Genomic DNA, 18,454 nt, shown 5'->3' with positions numbered 1-18,454 from the left:
GGTCGGGGTAGACCACGGCGGCGAGCGCGGAAGTCACCCGCGCTTCCAGGGCGCTGGCGGCCGGGGCCTGGTCCCAGGAGTCCATGGACGGGTTGAGCGCGGAGCCGGCCAGGTCGGCGGCCACGGCGACGGCCAGCGGCGGGCAGTGCTGGTGCGCGGCGCACAGCCCGTCGGCGGGGTCGGCGGCGCCGGCCGCCATCAGGTGCACCAGGGTGGCGAGGGCTTCGTGCTCGCCGGTGCCGCCGAGCGGCAGTACGTCCGGTACGGCCTGCTCGACGAGTCGGGCGACCGCCTCGGGGCCGCCGCGCGGCATCGGGCCGCCACGGTCGCGCGCGCCCTCCCCCAGCGCGCCGCACACGGTGTCCACCAGCGGCCGCAGCGCCTCTCCGGCTCCGCGTCCACCGGCAAGTCCGGGCATCGGCATGGTCGTTCCTCACTCAGCGGCGGCGCGGCACAGCGCGCGTCGGCGCCCGCCGGCGCGCACGACAAGGGCGCCCTGCTCAACGACGATTGGCCCGAATGGGTACGTTCCGGCGGTTGTTCGGCCGGCTCGGACCGCGCTTGGACATCACAGCGCACCAGCCCGCGGCGACCGGCCGGACCGCCGGGCCGCGGCCATCCGCTCGCCCCGCGGTCATCCGCCGAAGACCTGCCGGACCCGCAACGCCCGTGCGAGGTCGTCCAGTTGGTCGTCGAACGAGCGGCGCAGCGCCGGGATGACGGCGGGGTCGTCGAGCGCGGCCCGGCCCAGCGCCAGCGCCTCCGCGGTGATCTCGGTGAACGGGAAGCCGCGGCGGCCGACCACATCGGCGACGGCCGGCCCGCGCCGGGCCGCGATCGCGATCGCGTCCGGGTAGTAGCGGGCGGGGTAGCCGTCCAGCAGGGCCCGTTGCTCGGGCTGCCAGAAGCCGTCCGCGGCCGCGCCGCGCAGCGGGTTGGACCGCGAGTCGTCGTGGAACATCGCCTGCCAGGCGGCGGACTTGGCGTCCGCGTCGGGCAGCGCGGCGCGGCAGCGCGCGGCGCCCTCGTGGCCGGCGGCGCCGGGGTCGCGGGCGACTTCCGCGTCGATGTCGGCGGCGCCGGCCGCGCCCAGCACGGCCAGCCGCGCCAGCAGCAGCCAGCGCAACTCCTGGTCCAGCGTGCCGTCGCCGGGGATCGCGTCCTTGTCGTACCAGTCGCGCAGTTCGACCGCGTCGGCGGCGCTCAGCGCGGAGTCGATCAGGGCGCGGGTGGCGGTGAGCCGGTTGCCGGGGTGACCCTCGGCGAGCAGCGCGCGGGCGGTCCCGGCGAGGCCGGCGAGCGCGTCGGGCCGCAACTCCGGGTCGAGGTAGCGGTCGGCGACGGTCCCGCGGGCGAAGGTGAGCACGCCGTGCACGATCGCCGGGTCGGACTCGCCCGGCAGATGGCGGCGCACCAGCGCCAGGTACTCCGCCGGCGCCAGCCGGGCGTCGCGCACCAGGTCGCGGGCCGCGTTCCACGCCACGGAGCGGGCCGGCGGGTCCGGGATGCTGCCGAGGGCGTCGCGGACCGCCTCCCATGAGCGGTCGTCGAAGCGGACCTTGACGTAGCTGAGGTCGCCGTCGTTGAGCAGCACCAGGTCGGGCCGGGGGCCGTCGAAGGTGCGGCGCTCGACCGCGGAGGTGGCCGTGATGTCGACGGTGGCGCGTTCGCGCAGCACCAGCCGCGCCGCGTCGCTCGCGGCCCGGTCGTACAACCCGACGTCGATACGGTGCGGGCGCTCGCCGCTGTGGCCGATCTCCAGCCGCCAGCCGCCGGGCGCGGGTGAGGCGGCCGGGGTGAGGGTGTCGATGCCGGTGGTGCGCAGCCACGCCTCGGCCCAGGCCGGCACGTCGCGGTCGGTGGCGGAGGAGAGCGAGTCGATCAGGTCGGCGAGGCGGGCGTTGCCGAAGCGGTGCCGGGTGAAGTGCTCGTCGATGCCGGCCAGGAAGTCCTCGCGGCCCATCCACGTGACGAGTTGGCGCAGCGCGGAGCCGCCCTTGGCGTAGGAGATGCCGTCGATGTTGGTCAGCGCGGAGGCGGTGTCGGGGACGTCCTCGGGGAGCGGCGCGACCGGGTGGGTGGAGGGGCGCTGGTCGCTGTCGGAGCCGCGGTACTTGCGGTTGGCGCCGTAGTCGGTCCACGCGCCGGCGAAGTCGGGGTCCTCGGAGACGACCTGGTAGCCCATGTACTCGGCGAACGACTCGTTCAGCCAGATGTCGTCCCACCAGCGCAGGGTGACCAGGTCGCCGAACCACATGTGGGCCATCTCGTGGGCGACGACCACCGCGCGGTGCAGCAGTTCGGTGGGGGTGGCGGCGGAGCGGAAGACGTACTCGTCGCGGAGGACGACCAGGCCGGGGTTCTCCATCGCGCCGAAGTTGAACTCGGGTACGAACGCCTGGTCGTAGGAGTCGAACGGGTAGGGCTCGGTGAACATCTCGCGGTAGCGGTCGAAGCAGCGGAAGGTGAAGGCGAGCAGTTCGGGCGCGGCCCGGTCCAGGTGCTCGGCGAGCGAACGGCGGCAGTGCAGGGCGAAGGGCAGCCCGGCGTGCTCGGCGCGCACCGCGTGGTACGGCCCGGCGGCGACCGCGACGGCGTAGCTGGGCAGCGGCGGGGTGGTGGCCATCTGCCAGCGGCCGGGCGCGGTACGGGTGGCGGTGCCGTTGCCGAGTACCGCCCAGTGCTCCGGCGCGGTGACCGCCACGTCGAAGTGGGCCTTCAGGTCGGGCTGGTCGAAGGCGGCGAAGACCCGGCGCACATCGGCGAGGAAGAGCTGGGTGTAGAGGTAGGTCTCGCCGTCGGCGGGGTCGGTGAAGCGGTGCATGCCCTCGCCGGTGTGCGAGTAGCCCATGTCGGCCTCGACCCGCAGTTCGTGCGGGCCCGCGGTGAGTCCGGGCAGCGGCAGCCGGTTGCCGTCGACCAGCGCGTGGTCGAGCGGGGCGCCGTCGAGCAGGACCCGGTGCAGCTCGGCGGGCTCGATCTCGGCGAAGCTGTCGCAGTCGCGGAGCGCCGCGAAACGGATGACGGTGGTCGATCCGAAGCGTTCCTCGCCCTTGGTGAGGTCGAGGTCGACCGCGTAGTGCTCTACGGCCAGGTCACGGGCGCGGGTCTCGGCTTCGGCACGGTTGAGGGCAGGCATGCCCCTCATGCTGCCGCACGAAAGCCGCTGGTGGAACGCATTTGCCGATCATGGATGCGGTGTTGGTGCACACATTCGGTTCCCCGCCGCCTGCCCGCGGGCACCTGTTCCGGCCACGGCGCTAGGCTCGCAGGGGCGGGGAGGTGGTCATGGGCGAGGGAGCCGACAGCGGCGCGGATGCCGCCGGGGGGCCGATCGTGCACGGTTTTCCGCACCTGGAGACCGTACGGAGCGCGCTGACCGCGATCCATCGGCGGCTGTCGGCGGACGGGGTGGCCCGGTTCACGACGAGTGTGCGGCCGGAGCTGGTGGACTTCCCCGACGACGAGGACCCGTATCTGGGCGCGCTGCGGGTGGCCCGGGTGATGGTGCAGCACCTGCGGCTGCCGGAGGCCCGGATGGTGGTGGGCTTCCGCGACATGACGCACGCCGGGAACGTCGAACTGGCCGCGGGCCCGGAGTACTTCGTGGAGCTGCACTCCCGTTTCAAGACCGACCGGCGGGACGTGGGGGCCGCGCTCGCCCATGAGGTGATGCACGTCTACCTGCACCGGCTCGGCCTGTCCTTCCCCGGCACCCGCGACAACGAGATCCTCACGGACACCGCGACCGCCTACCTCGGCGCGGGCTGGCTGCTGCTGGACGCCTACCGCGAGGAGCCGTCGATGCGTGGGGACCGGATGACGATGTCCGCGTACAAGCTCGGCTACCTCACGCCCGAGGAGTTCGGGTATGTGCTGGCCAAGCGGGCGATCGCCCTCGGCGACGACATCGAGCCGTGGTTTCGCAGCCCGCAGGCCCGCGACGCCTACCGGGTCGGCCTCACCCGCGCCCACCAGGACCTGCGCAGGCCGCCGTTGACCGCCGCGTCGTGGGCCGCCCGCCGCCTCTACGCCAAGAACCGCCGGGCCGGCATCGCCCCCGCCTCGGCCGACTACACCTTCGAGGGCACCCCGGACCGGCTGCGCGTCTCCTTCCCCTGCCCTTCCTGTTTCCAGCGCATCCGCCTGCCCTGCAAAGGGCGCCTGCGCGCCCGGTGCGCCCTGTGCAAGACGGAGTTGGAGTGCGAGACGTAGTGGGGACGCCGTACGGGGGCGCCCCGAAGGGGCACCGCCGCCCGCGTGGCGAGCCGCAGACGAACGCAGCGCTCGCCTCCTTGGTCGGGGAGTGGCGAGCGCTGCGGGTGTTGCTGCGTACCGCACACCGTTGTGCGGGACATCTCGGGTGCCGGGCGGGGCCCGGCGGGGGGCCGCTCAGACGGTGAGCGGCCGGTCGGTCGGACGGATCGGCGAGGGAAGAGCCGACGGCAACCCCGTGAGGTACGCGTCGACGGACTTCGCCGCGGAGCGCCCCTCGGCGATGGCCCAGACGATCAGCGACTGGCCGCGGCCCGCGTCACCGGCGACGAAGACCCCGTCGACGTTGGTCGCGTAGGAGTCGTCCCGCGCGACGTTGCCGCGCGCGTCCAGCTCCAGGCCGAGCTGCTCGATCAGCCCGTTCTTCTGGTCGGTGCCGGTGAACCCCATCGCGAGGGTGACCAGGTCGGCCGGGATGGTCCGCTCGGTGCCCTCCTGGGGCACGAACTTCCCGTCCTGGAAGGCCACCTCGACCAGGTGCAGCTCCCGCACGTGCCCGTCGGCGTCGCCGGTGAACTTCACGGTGTTGACCGCGTAGACCCGCTCGCCGCCCTCCTCGTGCGCGGAGGTCACCTTGTAGACCATCGGCATCGTCGGCCACGGCTGGTTCGCGGGGCGCTCGTCGGACGGGCGCGGCATGATCTCCAGCTGGGTGACGGACAGCGCGCCCTGCCGGTGCGCGGTGCCGACGCAGTCCGCGCCGGTGTCGCCGCCGCCGATGACCACCACGTGCTTGCCCTCGGCGGTGATCGGCGGGGCGACGAAGTCGCCCTCCTGCACCTTGTTGGACAGCGGCAGGTATTCCATCGCCTGGTACACGCCGGTCAGTTCGCGGCCCTCGACCGGCAGGTCGCGCCACTGGGTGGCGCCGGCCGCGATGACCACGGAGTCGTACCGCCGGGCGAGCTTCGCGGCGTCCAGGTCGGTGCCGATCTGCACACCGGTACGGAACTTGGTGCCTTCCGCCCGCATCTGCTCGATCCGGCGGTTGATGTGCCGCTTCTCCATCTTGAACTCGGGGATGCCGTACCGCAGCAGGCCGCCGATCCGGTCGGCCCGCTCGTAGACCGCGACGGTGTGGCCGGCCCGGGTGAGCTGCTGGGCGGCGGCCAGGCCGGCCGGTCCCGAGCCGATGACGGCGACGGTCTTGCCGGACAGCCGCTCCGGCGGCTGCGGCGTGACGTCCCCGTTGTCCCACGCCTTGTCGATGATGGTGACTTCGACGTTCTTGATCGTCACCGGCGGCTGGTTGATGCCGAGTACGCACGCGGACTCGCACGGCGCCGGGCACAACCGCCCGGTGAACTCCGGGAAGTTGTTGGTGGCGTGCAGCCGCTCGGACGCGGCGGTCCAGTCCTCGCGGTAGGCGTAGTCGTTCCACTCCGGGATGAGGTTGCCGAGCGGACAGCCCTGGTGGCAGAACGGGATACCGCAGTCCATGCAGCGGCCGGCCTGCTTGCTGACGATCGGCAGCAGCCCGCCGGGGGCGTAGACCTCTTTCCAGTCCTGCCTGCGCTCCTCGACCGGGCGGGTCGGGTTGTTCTCACGCGGGGTGGTGAGGAAGCCCTTGGGGTCAGCCATTTGCCGCCTCCATCATCTTCGCGGTGGTCTCGGACTCCGAGAGTCCGGCCTGCTCGGCGGCGTTCTTGGCGGCGAGCACTGCCTTGTAGTCCCTCGGCATGACCTTGCCGAAGCGGGTGAGGGCGCCGCCCCAGTCGGCGAGCAGCCGCTCGGCGACGGTGGAGCCGGTCTCCTCGAAGTGGCGGCGCACCACGTCGTGCAGCCACGTGATGTCGTCGGCGGTGAGCTGCTCGATCTCGACCATGCCGGGGTTGACGCAGTCCGCGTCGAGGTCCAGCAGGTAGGCGATGCCGCCGGACATGCCGGCCGCGAAGTTCCGGCCGGTGGTGCCGAGCACCACCGCCCGGCCGCCGGTCATGTACTCGCAGCCGTGGTCGCCGACACCCTCGGCGACCACGGTCGCGCCGGAGTTGCGCACGCAGAACCGCTCGCCGGTGCGGCCGCGCAGGAACAGCTCGCCGCTGGTGGCACCGTAGGCGATGGTGTTGCCCGCGATGGTGGACTCCTCGGCGAGGTGGTCCGCGCCGCGGTCCGGGCGGACGATCACACGGCCGCCGGACAGGCCCTTGCCGACGTAGTCGTTGGCGTCGCCCTCCAGCCGCAGGGTGATGCCCTTGGGCAGGAATGCGCCGAAGGACTGGCCCGCGGAACCGGTGAAGGTGATGTCGACGGTGTCCTCGGGCAGGCCCGCGCCGCCGTACTTCTTCGTCACCTCGTGGCCGAGCATGGTGCCCACCGTGCGGTTGACGTTGCGGATCGACACCTGCGCGCGGACCGGGGCGCCGAACTCCAGCGCATCGGCGGCGAGCCGGATCAGCTCGTTGTCGAGCGCACGGTCCAGGCCATGGTCCTGGCTGGTGATGCGGTGCAGCACGGCGCCCTCGGGCAGCTCCGGCACGTACAGCAGCGGGGCCAGGTCCAGGCCCTGCGCCTTCCAGTGGTCCACGGCGCGGCCGGCGTCGATCAGCTCGGCGTGGCCGACGGCCTGCTCGATGCTGCGGAAGCCCAGTTCGGCGAGGAGTTCACGGACCTCCTCGGCGATGAACTCGAAGAAGTTCACCACGAACTCGGGCTTGCCGGTGAACCGGTCGCGCAGCACCGGGTTCTGGGTGGCGACGCCGACCGGGCAGGTGTCCAGGTGGCACACCCGCATCATGACGCAGCCGGAGACGACCAGCGGCGCGGTGGCGAAGCCGAACTCCTCGGCGCCGAGCAGCGCCGCGATCACCACGTCCCGGCCGGTCTTGAGCTGGCCGTCGGTCTGCACCACGATCCGGTCCCGCAACCCGTTGAGCAGCAGCGTCTGCTGGGTCTCGGCCAGGCCGAGCTCCCAGGGACCGCCGGCGTGCTTCAGCGAGGTGAGCGGGGAGGCGCCGGTGCCGCCGTCGTGGCCGGAGATCAGCACCACGTCGGCGTGCGCCTTGGACACGCCTGCCGCGACGGTGCCGACACCGACCTCGGAGACCAGCTTGACGTGCACCCGCGCCCTGGGGTTGGCGTTCTTCAGGTCGTGGATGAGCTGGGCGAGGTCCTCGATGGAGTAGATGTCGTGGTGCGGCGGCGGCGAGATCAGGCCGACGCCCGCGGTGGAGTGCCGGGTGCCGGCGATCCACGGGTAGACCTTGTGGCCGGGCAGCTGACCGCCCTCGCCGGGCTTGGCGCCCTGAGCCATCTTGATCTGGATGTCGTCGGCGTTGACCAGGTACTCGGAGGTGACGCCGAACCGGCCGGAGGCGACCTGCTTGATCGCGCTGCGCCGGGCCGGGTCGTACAGCCGCTCCGGGTCCTCGCCGCCCTCACCGGTGTTGGACTTGCCGCCGAGCTGGTTCATCGCGATGGCGAGCGTCTCGTGCGCCTCGCTGGAGATCGAGCCGTACGACATGGCGCCGGTGGAGAACCGCTTGACGATCTCGCTGACCGGCTCGACCTCGTCGATCGGGATGGCCGGGTGGTCGTGCTTCAGGCCGAACAGGCCGCGCAGCGTCATCAGCCGCTCGGACTGCTCGTTCACCCGCGAGGTGTACTGCTTGAAGATGTCGTAGCGCCGGGTGCGGGTGGCGTGCTGGAGCCGGAAGACGGTGTCCGGGTCGAACAGGTGCGGCTCGCCCTCGCGACGCCACTGGTACTCGCCGCCGATCTCCAGCCGGCGGTGCGCGGCGGGGATGCCGGAGACCGGGTACGCCTTGACGTGCCGGGCGGCGACCTCCTGCGCGATGACGTCGATGCCCGCCCCACCGATCTTGGTGTCGGTGAGGTGGAAGTAGGTGTCGACGAACTCCGCGTCCAGGCCGACCGCCTCGAAGACCTGCGCGCCGCGGTAGGAGGCGACGGTGGAGATGCCCATCTTGGACATCACCTTCAGCACACCCTTGCCGAGCGCCTTGATCAGGTTGCGCATCGCGGTCTCGGCGTCGACGCCGGGCAGGAAGGTGCCGGCCCGCACCAGGTCCTCGACGGACTCCATGGCCAGGTACGGGTTGACGGCCGCGGCGCCGTAGCCGATCAGCAGCGCGACGTGGTGCACCTCGCGGACGTCGCCGGCCTCGACGATCAGGCCGACCTGGGTGCGCTGCTTGGTGCGGATCAGGTGGTGGTGCACCGCGGAGGTGAGCAGCAGCGACGGGATCGGGGCGTGCTCGGCGTCGGAGTGCCGGTCGGAGAGCACGATCAGGCGGGCGCCGTCCTCTATGGCGGCGTCGGCCTCGGCGCAGATCTCGGCCAGCCGCGCGGCGAGCGCGTCGCCGCCGCCGGCCACCCGGTACAGCCCGGAGAGGGTGGCGCCCTTCAGGCCGGGCAGGTCGCCGTCGGCGTTGACGTGGATGAGCTTGGCCAGCTCGTCGTTGTCGATCACCGGGAACGGCAGGGTGATGTTGCGACAGGACGCCGGGCTGGGCTCCAGCAGGTTCCCGGACGGGCCGATGGTGGAGATCAGCGAGGTGACGAGCTCCTCGCGGATGGCGTCCAGCGGCGGGTTGGTGACCTGCGCGAAGAGCTGGGTGAAGTAGTCGAAGAGCAGCCGCGGCCGGTCGGACAGCGCCGCGATCGGCGAGTCGGTGCCCATCGAGCCGAGCGGCTCGCCGCCGGTGCGCGCCATCGGCGCGAGGATGACCCGCAGTTCCTCCTCGGTGTAGCCGAAGGTCTGCTGGCGGCGGGTGACCGAGGCGTGGGTGTGCACGATGTGCTCGCGCTCGGGCAGGTCGGCGAGGTCGATCAGCCCGGCGTCCAGCCAGTCCGCGTACGGGTTCTGGGTGGCCATCTCGGCCTTGATCTCGTCGTCCTCGACGATGCGGTGCGAGGCGGTGTCGACCAGGAACATCCGGCCGGGCTGCAGCCGGCCCTTGCGGACCACCCGCTCCGGGGCGATGTCGTGCAGCACGCCGGACTCGGAGGCGAGCACCACCAGGCCGTCGTCGGTGACCCAGTAGCGGCCCGGGCGCAGCCCGTTGCGGTCCAGGACCGCGCCGACGAGGGTGCCGTCGGTGAAGGTGACGCAGGCCGGGCCGTCCCAGGGCTCCATCAGCGTGGAGTGGTAGCGGTAGAAGGCGCGGCGGGCCGGGTCCATCGAGGTGTGGTTCTCCCACGCCTCGGGGATCATCATCAGCACGCTGTGCGGCAGCGAGCGGCCGCCGAGGTGCAGCAGTTCCAGCACCTCGTCGAAGGACGCGGTGTCGGAGGCGCCGGGGGTGCAGATCGGGAAGATCCGCTCCAGGTCGGCGGGCACTCCCGCGGCGACTGCGGCCTGGGTGGTGCCGCCGTCCGCCGGGCGCACCGGGCCGAACAGGTCGCTGGCCAGCTGCGACTCACGCGCCCGCATCCAGTTGCGGTTGCCCTTGACGGTGTTGATCTCGCCGTTGTGCGCGACGAACCGGTACGGGTGGGCGAGCGGCCAGCTCGGGAAGGTGTTGGTGGAGAAACGCGAGTGGACCAGCGCGATGGCGGTGGCGAACCGCTCGTCGGACAGGTCGGGGAAGAACGGCTCCAGCTGGCCGGTGGTGAGCATGCCCTTGTAGACGATGGTCCGGGCGGACAGCGACGGGAAGTACACGTCGGCCTCGCGCTCGGCGCGCTTGCGCAGCACGAACGCGGGCCGGTCCAGGTCGATGCCGGCGCGGTGCCCGGTCCGGTCGGCGACGAAGAGCTGCGCGAAGTACGGCATGGTGGAGCGGGCCGTGGTACCGAGCAGATCGGGGTCGGTCGGGGTCTCGCGCCAGCCCAGGACGGCCAGGCCCTCTTCGGCGGCGATCCGCTCGATGGCGTCGACGGCCTTGGTGCGGTCGTCGTGCTCGTGCGGCAGGAAGGCGAGGCCGACCGCGTACTGCCCCGCGGCGGGCAGCTCGAAGTCCACGGCCGCGCGGAGGAAGGCGTCCGGGACCTGCAACAGGATGCCCGCGCCGTCGCCGGAGTCCGGCTCGGCACCGGTGGCGCCACGATGTTCCAGGTTGCGCAGGACGGTCAGCGCCTGCTGGACGAGCTCATGGCTCGCCTCGCCGCTGAGGGTGGCGACAAAGCCGACACCGCAGGCGTCGTGCTCGTGGCGGGGATCGTACATCCCCTGCGGGGCGGGGCGCCCGTCCATGAACGCGGAACGCGAACGCATGGCTCTCCCGTCGTCGTCATTTGGCTGATATGCATCGCCCGTATTTTGGGCATGCGCAACAGGGACGACGTTGGCCCTCTGCGATTTCGTGCAGGTTACATGATGGACGAATGTTCGAGAAGCGGATACTCGATTCCAGCATGTGGACGTTCTGGGTGGTCCTCGGCAGGTGGAGCAGCTACTTCAGGCCAGCGTCGTACCGCGGGGGTTTACGGACGATCCCGGCGCTGCGTGCGGGGGTGCCCACGCACAGCTCGACGAACCCTTCGGGAAAGCTCTGCCGGTTGCGTTACCGACTGATGCCCCGTGCGGGCGATGCTGAAACGAGGGAGAAACAGAACCTTCTGCCGAGTTATCGGTACAACCCGCACTTTCGATGGTAACGCCGGCCGTCAAGGGGGCGGGTCAGCCCACCGCCGAGCCGATCAGAGAACCCAGCGCGAAGGTGACACCGCCCGCGGCGGCGCCCAGCACCAGCTGCCGCAGCCCGCTGAACCACCAGGAACGCGCGGTGACCCGGGCCACTGCGGCACCGCAGCCGAAGAGCCCGATCATCGCCAGCGCGACCGCCGGCCACAGCACCGTCCCGCCCAGCAGGTACGGCAGCACCGGCAGCAGCGCGCCCAGCGCGAAGCACACGAACGAGGCGGCCGCCGCGACCCGCGGCGACGGCAGGTCACCGGGATCGATGCCCAGTTCCTCGCGGGCGTGGATCTCCAGCGCCTGCTCGGGGTCGGCGGACAGCTGCCGGGCCACCTCGTGGGCCAGCTCGGGCTCCACCCCGCGCGACACGTACAGCGCGGCCAGCTCGCGCAGCTCCGCCTCCGGGTTGCGGTCCAGCTCGATCCGCTCCACCGCCAGCTCCGCCTCGACCAGCTCGCGCTGCGAGGCGACCGAGGTGTACTCGCCGGCCGCCATCGAGAACGCCCCGGCGGCGAGCCCGGCCAGCCCGGTCACCGCCACGGTCCGCGCGCTCACGTCACCGCCCGCGACCCCCGTCATCAGCGCGAAGTTCGAGACCAGCCCGTCCATCGCGCCGAACACCGCCGGCCGCAGCCACCCGCCGCTGACGTCGCGGTGGGAGTGCTCGGGCACGTGATACGGCGCGACCGCACCGGTCGGTTCCACGGTGGCCGTCGTCATGTCCCTGCCCCTCCCCCGGGCGCCCCAGCGACCCGCGTACGTCAGCCCAACGCTTCGACCGTACGTGGCATTGCGGGCCGCCGCCAGCAAGGGAAGGCTGCCCTGACCTGCGGGTTCATCCCTCGAAGCGAGGGTCGGGGCCGGTCGCGAAGGGGGGCGGGACGGGATCAGGAGGAGGTCAGGAGGGCTGCTCGGACTTCGCCCCGGCGGGCGCGGCACCGGCATCGACATCCGCATCGGCCACGTCGGACGCGTCGTCCGCGTCGGACCCTGACGACGCCTCGGCGGCGTCGGCCACGTCGGCCACGTCGGAGACCTCGGGCACCGAGGACTTTGCGGCGTCACCCGCCTCGCCCGGTTCACCCGGCTCGGAGCCTTCCGCCCCGTCCGCGCCGCCCACCGCCTCGGCACCGGGCTCGACCACTTCCTCCTGGCCGGGCCGCAGCCGGGCCGACAGCACCATGTAGAGCACGGCGCCGACGAAGCAGAAGATCGCCGTCCAGTCGTTGAGACGCAGTCCCAGGATGTGGTGGGCGTAGTCGGACCGCATGTGCTCGATCCAGCCGCGGCCGACGCAGTACGACGCCACGTAGAGCGCGAAGGCGCGGCCGTGGCCGAGCCGGAAGCGGCGGTCGGCCCAGATCACCAGGAACCCGACGCCGACGCACCACAGGCACTCGTACAGGAACGTCGGCTGGTAGATGCCCGGCACCCGGTCGCCCGCGGTGCTGGTGATCTTCAGGCCCCACGGCAGGCTGGTGTGGTTGCCGTACAACTCCTGGTTGAACCAGTTGCCCCAGCGGCCGATGGCCTGGGCGAAGACGATGCCCGGGGCGATCGCGTCGGCGTACGAGGGCAGTGTGATGCCGCGCCGGCGGCAGCCGATCCACGCGCCCAGCGCACCGAGGGCCACCGCGCCCCAGATGCCCAGGCCGCCGTCCCACACCTTGAAGGCATTGACCCAGTCGTTGCCGTTGGTGAAGTACAGCTCGTAGTCGGTGATCACGTGGTACAGGCGCCCGCCGACCAGGCCGAACGGCACCGCCCACACCGCGATGTCCGCGACGGTCTCCCGCTTGCCGCCGCGGGCGATCCATCGCTTGTTCCCGAGCCAGACGGCTACGAAGACGCCGATGATGATGCAGAACGCGTAGCCACGCAGCGGGATCGGTCCGAGATGGATGACACCGCGCGACGGGCTGGGAATGTATGCGAGTTCCATGGCAGTCCCGACGCTACCGTGCCGGGCGGGTGATACGGCAACCCACCCGGCTACGTCTGGATAACGTCCTACCTCCGCGGCGGGCTCGGATCGGTGCCGCGCGGGGGCTCGGAACGCGGCCTGGGCCCGGCCCGTACCCGGCCGATAAGGGGCCGGTACGGGGCCGGTGGACGGTCAGGACGGGCTGGGCGTGGCGGTGACCTTGCCGGGCTTCTTGCCCTTGTTCGCGGCCTGGACCATCTGCTTGAGCGAGGCGGGGGTCAGCCCCGAGGTGCCGTAGATGTTCTTGCCGTTGAGCAGCACCGTGGGGGTGGAGTTGAAGCCGGCGGTGTTGAACGCCTCGTTGGACTTCTTCACCCACGCGTCATGGGTGCCGTTGTTCACACAGGCGGTGAAGGTCGCGTTCTTCAGGCCCGGGACCTTCCCCGCCAGGGTGAGCAGGTTCGTCTTGTCGCCGAACTTGTCGTCCTGCTCGTCCGGCTGATTGTCGTAGAGCACGTCGTGGTAGGCGCGGAACTTGCCCTGGTCCTGGGCGCAGGCGGCGGCGTTCGCCGCGTTCAGCGAGCCGTCACCGCCGAGGTTGCCGTCGATCAGGGTGACCAGGTGGTACTCGGTGCGCAGCGCGCCGCTGTCCTCCAGGCCGTGGATCGTCGACGTGTAGCTCTTCTCGAAGGCGTCGCAGGCCGGGCAGCGGAAGTCCTCGTACACCGCCAGCGTGGACGGCGCGTCGGCTGCGCCGACCGGGATCACCAGGTTGTCCTTCCCGGTGGCGCCCTGCGGTGCGGTCACCGTGCCCGCCGAGTCGCTCGCGCTGCTCTTCTTGTTGCTGTTGTGGTCGGCCACCGCGATGGAGATCCCGGCGGCGGCGCCCAGCACGACCACGACGCCTCCCGCCACCATCAGGGTCCGCTTCCGCTTGGCCCGGGCCTTGTCCCTCTCGCGCTGCGCCTGCAGCGCCTGGCGCGCGCTGGTTTTTCCGTTCTGGTTCTTCTCGCTCACGCCGTTCCAACGTCAGGACGCTGCGCTCGGCTTGTGCCTTGGAGTAATTTCGCCCGGGCGGGTGACGTTTTGTGCACGTAAGGGTGACGGGACCCCCCGGGCTGCCCGGTTCCGCCGGCTCCGGGACCGCCTGCCGGTGGAGGGTTGCGCGCGCAAGTTCCCCGCACCTACTCCGACTCGGCGAAGGGGCGCGGGGAACCGCGCGACCGGCCACCCACCCACCGTGAGGTCCCGTCACGGCGGGCAGGGGCACCCTGGAGGGTCAGGCGCGAACGCCCACCGCGAGGTCGGCCGCCAGGGACCGTACGGCCGCAAGGCCCTCGGAGAGCTCCTCGTGGTCGAGGAGGCGCTGGACGAACGCGGAGCCGACGATGACGCCGTCGGCGAAGGCCGCGACTTCCGCGGCCTGCTGGGCGTTGGAGACGCCGAGCCCGACGCACACCGGCAGTTCGGTGGTCGCGCGGGTGCGGGCGACGAGGCCGGCCGCCTGCTCGCCGACGCTCGCGCGGGTGCCGGTGACGCCCATGAGGGAGGCGGCGTAGACGAAGCCGCTGCCGGCCGAGGTGATCTTGGCGAGGCGCTCGTCCCGGCTGGAGGGCGCGACGACGAAGACGGTGGCCAGGCCGTGCGCCTGTGCGGCCTTCCGCCACACCTCGGACTCCTCCACCGGCAGGTCGGGCAGGATGCAGCCGGCCCCGCCCGCGTCGGCGAGGTCCGCGGCGAACCGCTCGGCGCCGTACCGGTCGACCGGGTTCCAGTACGTCATGACCAGCACCGGCTTGCCGCTGGCGGCGTGCCCCTCGCGGACGGTGCGCAGCACGTCGGCGATGCGGACGTGGTTCTTGTTGAGCGCGATGTCGTCGGCGGTCTGGATGACCGGCCCGTCGAGCACCGGGTCGCTGTGCGGCAGGCCGACCTCGACGATGTCGGCGCCGCCCTCGAACGCCGCCTTGACCGCCTCGATGCCGCCGTCGACCGTCGGGAACCCGGCCGGGAGGTACGCGATGAGCGCGGCGCGGTGCTCGGCCCGGGCGTCGGCGATGGTCTTTTCCAGAAGCGTGATGGTGCCGCTCACTTCGCGTCCCCCTCGTCGTAGAGCCCGAAGTAGCGGGCGGCGGTGTCCATGTCCTTGTCGCCGCGGCCGGACAGGTTCACCAGGATCAGGCCCTCCGGGCCCAGCTCACGGCCGATCTCCAGGGCGCCGGCCAGCGCGTGCGCGCTCTCGATGGCGGGGATGATGCCCTCGGTGCCGGACAGCAGCCGCAGCGCCTGCATCGCCGCGTCGTCGGTGACGGCGCGGTACTCGGCGCGGCCGGTGTCCTTGAGGTAGGAGTGCTCCGGGCCGACGCCCGGGTAGTCCAGGCCGGCCGAGATCGAGTACGGCTCGGTGATCTGGCCCTCGTCGTCCTGGAGGACGTACGACCGGGAGCCGTGCAGGATGCCGGGCTCGCCGACGGTCAGCGTGGCCGCGTGCTCACCGGTGGCCACGCCGTGCCCGGCCGGCTCGCAGCCGACCAGCCGCACGGAGGCGTCCGGCAGGAACGCGTGGAACAGGCCCATCGCGTTGGAGCCGCCGCCGACGCAGGCCACCGCGACATCCGGCAGCCGCCCGGTGCGCTCCAGCAGCTGGCGCCTGGCCTCCACGCCGATCACCCGGTGGAAGTCGCGGACCAGCGCGGGGAACGGGTGCGGGCCGGCCACGGTGCCGAACAGGTAGTGGGTGCGGTCGACGTTCGCGACCCAGTCCCGGAACGCCTCGTTGATCGCGTCCTTCAGCGTGCGGCTGCCGGACTTCACCGCGATCACCTCGGCGCCGAGCATCCGCATCCGCGCCACGTTCAGCGCCTGCCGCTGCGTGTCGATCTCGCCCATGTAGATCGTGCAGTCGAGGCCGAACAGGGCGCACGCGGTGGCGGTCGCCACGCCGTGCTGGCCCGCGCCCGTCTCCGCGATCACCCGGGTCTTGCCCATCCGCTTGGTGAGCAGGGTCTGGCCGAGCACGTTGTTGATCTTGTGCGAGCCGGTGTGGTTCAGGTCCTCCCGTTTCAGGAAGACCCGCGCGCCGCCGGCGTGCTCGGCGAACCGCGGCACCTCCGTCAGCGCGCTCGGGCGGCCCGCGTAGTTGACCATCAGGTCGTTCAGCTCGGCGGCGAAGGCCGGGTCGGTCTTCGCCTTCTCGTACTCCGCGGCGACCTCGTCCACGGCGGCGACCAGCGCCTCCGGGATGAACTTGCCGCCGAACGGGCCGAAGTAGCCCTCCGGGGTGGGCACGGAGCCCTCCGGGTCGGGCAGGAAGAAGGTGTGTTCGTCTGGCGTATCGGACATACGTGTCCCCTGGGGGGTGTGGTGGTCGGGCTGACAGCTGCTGCGCGGCTCAGCCGCGGCGCCATCGCCTGCCGTTCACCTGACCCGGCTCGCACCCGATCACGTACCTCACCCGCCGCCCCAGCACCCGCCGCGCGGGCGCGCGGCAGCCCCGGGGTTTGCACCCGGGTGCGAGACGTTGGGCAATGGCCATGCCCCGCAGTCTAACGGGCCGGGCGGACCCCCCGGCCACCCGTTCCGTCGGTTCGGGGACAGCCTGCCGGTGCGAGGTCCCGTCGATACGGGACGGGGCAGCCGGGCGGGTCAGTCGCGCCCGTGCCGCAGGGCCGGGTGGGCCCCGGCCGCCACGAGATCGGCGACGGCGGTACGGGGATCGCGCCCCGTGACGAGCGACTCGCCCACCAGGACCGCGTCGGCGCCGTCGTGGGCGTAGGCGATGAGGTCGTGCGGGCCGCGCACGCCGGACTCGGCGACCTTGACGATGTGGTCGGGGATCTCGGGCGCGACCCGGGCGAAGGTGTTGCGGTCCACCTCGAGCGTCTTGAGGTTGCGCGCGTTGACGCCGATGATCCGGGCGCCCGCGTCGACCGCCCGGTCCACTTCCTCCTCGTCGTGCACTTCGACGAGCGGCGTGAGCCCGATGGACTCGGCCCGCTCGACGAGGGAGACGAGGGCGGCCTGGTCGAGGGCGGAGACGATGAGCAGGGCGAGGTCGGCGCCGTATGCGCGGGCCTCCCACAGCTGGTAGGCGGTGACGATGAAGTCCTTGCGCAGCACGGCCGTGTCGACCTTCGCGCGGACCGCTTCGAGGTCGGCGAGCGACCCGCCGAAGCGCCGCTGCTCGGTGAGCACGCTGATCGCCGCGGCGCCGCCCGCCTCGTAGTCCGCCGCGAGGGCCGCCGGGTCCGCGATCGCGGCGAGCGCGCCCTTGGACGGGCTGGACCGCTTGACCTCGCAGATCACCTTGACGCCCTCGCCGCGCAGGGCCGCCACGCCGTCGCGGGCGTCCCGCGCCCTGGCCGCGCGCTCCTTGAGGTCGTCAAGGGAGACCCGGGCCTGTCGCTCGGCGAGGTCGGCTCGTACTCCGTCGATGATCTCGTCGAGCACACTCACGCGAGAACTCCCCTTCCGGCCGGGTCGAGCAGCGAAATGATCAAGCCAGTGGCGGTTGACCGCCGGCACCCCGATGGTATCGGGCGGGGGGCGTGGTACCCGAATCGCGCCGGGTCCGGTCCCACCACCTGGACGAATGCGGTCACGGCCGCTATCGCGGTCATGGCGCGAGAGCCGCGCCGAAGGGCAGGTTCCGGACAACCGTGAAGGCGATGACCAGCCCCCCGACCGCCCAGCGCCACGCCGGCCGCACGTTCGGCTCGAAGGGCTTGCCGCGGACCGCGCGCACCGCCCAGAGCACCCAGAAGACGGCGAAGGCGGCGTATCCGGCGACGGCGATCGCGTTGCAGCCGAGCGCGGTGCGGAAGTGGCCGTGCACGAGGGCGTACGCGCCGCGCAGGCCGCCGCAGCCGGGGCAGTACACGCCGGTGTAGTAGAGCAGCGGGCAGACCGGGTAGTGCCCGGGCGCGTTCGGGTCGACGGTGCCGACGTAGGCGAACGCGGCCGCGACGCCGCCGAGCACGCCGAGCGGTACGGCCGTGCGGCGCAGGGCGGCACGCGGGTCGCGGCCGGCGCCGCCGGGGGGCTGCGGGCCTGCGTCGGCCGCGCGGGCAGGGGCCTCGGGAGTGAGGTGGGTCACAGCGCCGATTCTGCCCCGGGACACACGAAGGCGCAGCGCACGGACCGACGTCCAGGCAGCTGCGCCCGCGGAGGTACTTCACGTTGCTTCCGGGCCCTACGACGGGCGAACCTCCGCCCGACCACCGGCGACCCCGGATCAGCCCGGCCGGTCCCGCCGGCTCAGCCGCTTGTCCGGCTGAGCCGTTCGGCCGGTCGGGCCCTTCGGCAGTTCAGACGCCGGCGTGGGCGCGGGACTCCTCGGTGGAGCCGCCGCTGCTCGCGATCGGCTTGTACGTCTGGCCGAGACCCCTCAGCTTCATGACACCACCGACGATGACGCCGACGGCGGCGATCGCCATGCCCACCCAGAAACCGGCCGAGTTCGCCGCGACCATGAAGCCGCCGGCCACGCAGAAACCGACGAACGCGATGATCACGCCGGTCCAGGCGGCGGGCGTGTGTCCGTGGTCGTGCTGTGAGGCCATGAGTGCTCCCTGCTGAGTCGGGGTCGGGGCGTCCTACGCCTCCCACTTCGTCCCCCATTGTTGCGCGTGCGGGGGGTGAGGGGTGCACCGGGG

General features: G+C 72.2%; 13 protein-coding genes and 1 pseudogene. 1 reads left to right on the top strand and 13 read right to left on the bottom strand.

The features are described from left to right. Positions 1-424, bottom strand: a pseudogene (locus AC13HU_RS10295) (aspartate aminotransferase family protein); the annotation flags it as partial. A gap of 210 nt (positions 425-634) precedes the next feature. Beyond that, positions 635-3,139, bottom strand: a complete 2,505-nt coding sequence (gene pepN / locus AC13HU_RS10290) for an aminopeptidase N (RefSeq protein WP_483041480.1) — start codon at positions 3,137-3,139, stop codon at positions 635-637. A 149-nt stretch (positions 3,140-3,288) separates the two neighbouring features. On the opposite strand from pepN, the gene AC13HU_RS10285 reads away from it, so the two are divergent. Beyond that, positions 3,289-4,215 carry a hypothetical protein gene (locus tag AC13HU_RS10285; RefSeq protein WP_483041479.1) on the top strand — a complete coding sequence of 309 codons (927 nt, stop codon included), beginning with the start codon at positions 3,289-3,291 and terminating at the stop codon, positions 4,213-4,215. A 177-nt stretch (positions 4,216-4,392) separates the two neighbouring features. Here the strand turns inward: AC13HU_RS10285 and AC13HU_RS10280 are convergent, their stop codons facing one another. The 11 genes from AC13HU_RS10280 to AC13HU_RS10230 all read right to left on the bottom strand — a co-directional run bounded on the left by AC13HU_RS10280 (position 4,393) and on the right by AC13HU_RS10230 (position 18,361). Beyond that, complete coding sequence (locus AC13HU_RS10280; protein ID WP_483041478.1) at positions 4,393-5,856, bottom strand: glutamate synthase subunit beta; 1,464 nt, start codon at positions 5,854-5,856, stop codon at positions 4,393-4,395. Further along, positions 5,849-10,453 (bottom strand): glutamate synthase large subunit, encoded by a 4,605-nt coding sequence (gltB, locus tag AC13HU_RS10275; protein WP_483041477.1) that lies wholly within the window; start codon positions 10,451-10,453, stop codon positions 5,849-5,851. Before gltB ends, AC13HU_RS10280 begins: the two co-directional genes overlap by 8 nt. A gap of 405 nt (positions 10,454-10,858) precedes the next feature. Further along, positions 10,859-11,596, bottom strand: a complete 738-nt coding sequence (locus AC13HU_RS10270; RefSeq protein ID WP_483041476.1) for a VIT1/CCC1 transporter family protein — start codon at positions 11,594-11,596, stop codon at positions 10,859-10,861. A gap of 178 nt (positions 11,597-11,774) precedes the next feature. Then, positions 11,775-12,818, bottom strand: coding sequence for a prolipoprotein diacylglyceryl transferase (gene lgt / locus AC13HU_RS10265; protein WP_483041475.1), 1,044 nt, complete (start codon positions 12,816-12,818; stop codon positions 11,775-11,777). 174 nt (positions 12,819-12,992) lie between these two features. Beyond that, the gene (locus AC13HU_RS10260) at positions 12,993-13,817 is read right to left on the bottom strand and encodes a DsbA family protein (RefSeq protein ID WP_483041474.1); all 825 of its coding nucleotides are present in this window, start codon (positions 13,815-13,817) and stop codon (positions 12,993-12,995) included. 262 nt (positions 13,818-14,079) lie between these two features. Further along, the gene (gene trpA / locus AC13HU_RS10255) at positions 14,080-14,892 is read right to left on the bottom strand and encodes a tryptophan synthase subunit alpha (protein WP_483041473.1); all 813 of its coding nucleotides are present in this window, start codon (positions 14,890-14,892) and stop codon (positions 14,080-14,082) included. Next, a complete protein-coding gene (trpB, locus tag AC13HU_RS10250; protein WP_483041472.1) occupies positions 14,889-16,142 on the bottom strand; it encodes a tryptophan synthase subunit beta in 1,254 nt (417 codons plus the stop codon). Before trpB ends, trpA begins: the two co-directional genes overlap by 4 nt. Positions 16,143-16,191: 49 nt before the next feature. After that, positions 16,192-16,335: a tryptophan biosynthesis modulator TrpM gene (gene trpM, locus AC13HU_RS10245; RefSeq protein WP_402445462.1), complete on the bottom strand. Its 144-nt coding sequence runs from the start codon at positions 16,333-16,335 to the stop codon at positions 16,192-16,194. 110 nt (positions 16,336-16,445) lie between these two features. Next, positions 16,446-17,255 carry an indole-3-glycerol phosphate synthase TrpC gene (trpC, locus tag AC13HU_RS10240; RefSeq protein WP_483041471.1) on the bottom strand — a complete coding sequence of 270 codons (810 nt, stop codon included), beginning with the start codon at positions 17,253-17,255 and terminating at the stop codon, positions 16,446-16,448. A gap of 160 nt (positions 17,256-17,415) precedes the next feature. Beyond that, the gene (locus tag AC13HU_RS10235; RefSeq protein WP_483041470.1) at positions 17,416-17,895 is read right to left on the bottom strand and encodes a DUF2752 domain-containing protein; all 480 of its coding nucleotides are present in this window, start codon (positions 17,893-17,895) and stop codon (positions 17,416-17,418) included. A gap of 211 nt (positions 17,896-18,106) precedes the next feature. Then, on the bottom strand, positions 18,107-18,361 hold the full coding sequence (locus AC13HU_RS10230) for an HGxxPAAW family protein (protein WP_483041469.1): 255 nt from the start codon (positions 18,359-18,361) through the stop codon (positions 18,107-18,109). Between the last annotated feature and the right edge of the window lie 93 nt (positions 18,362-18,454).

It is taken from the genome of Streptomyces sp. NH27, assembly GCF_056859195.1.
This window is presented reverse-complemented; position numbering and strand designations above follow the sequence as displayed.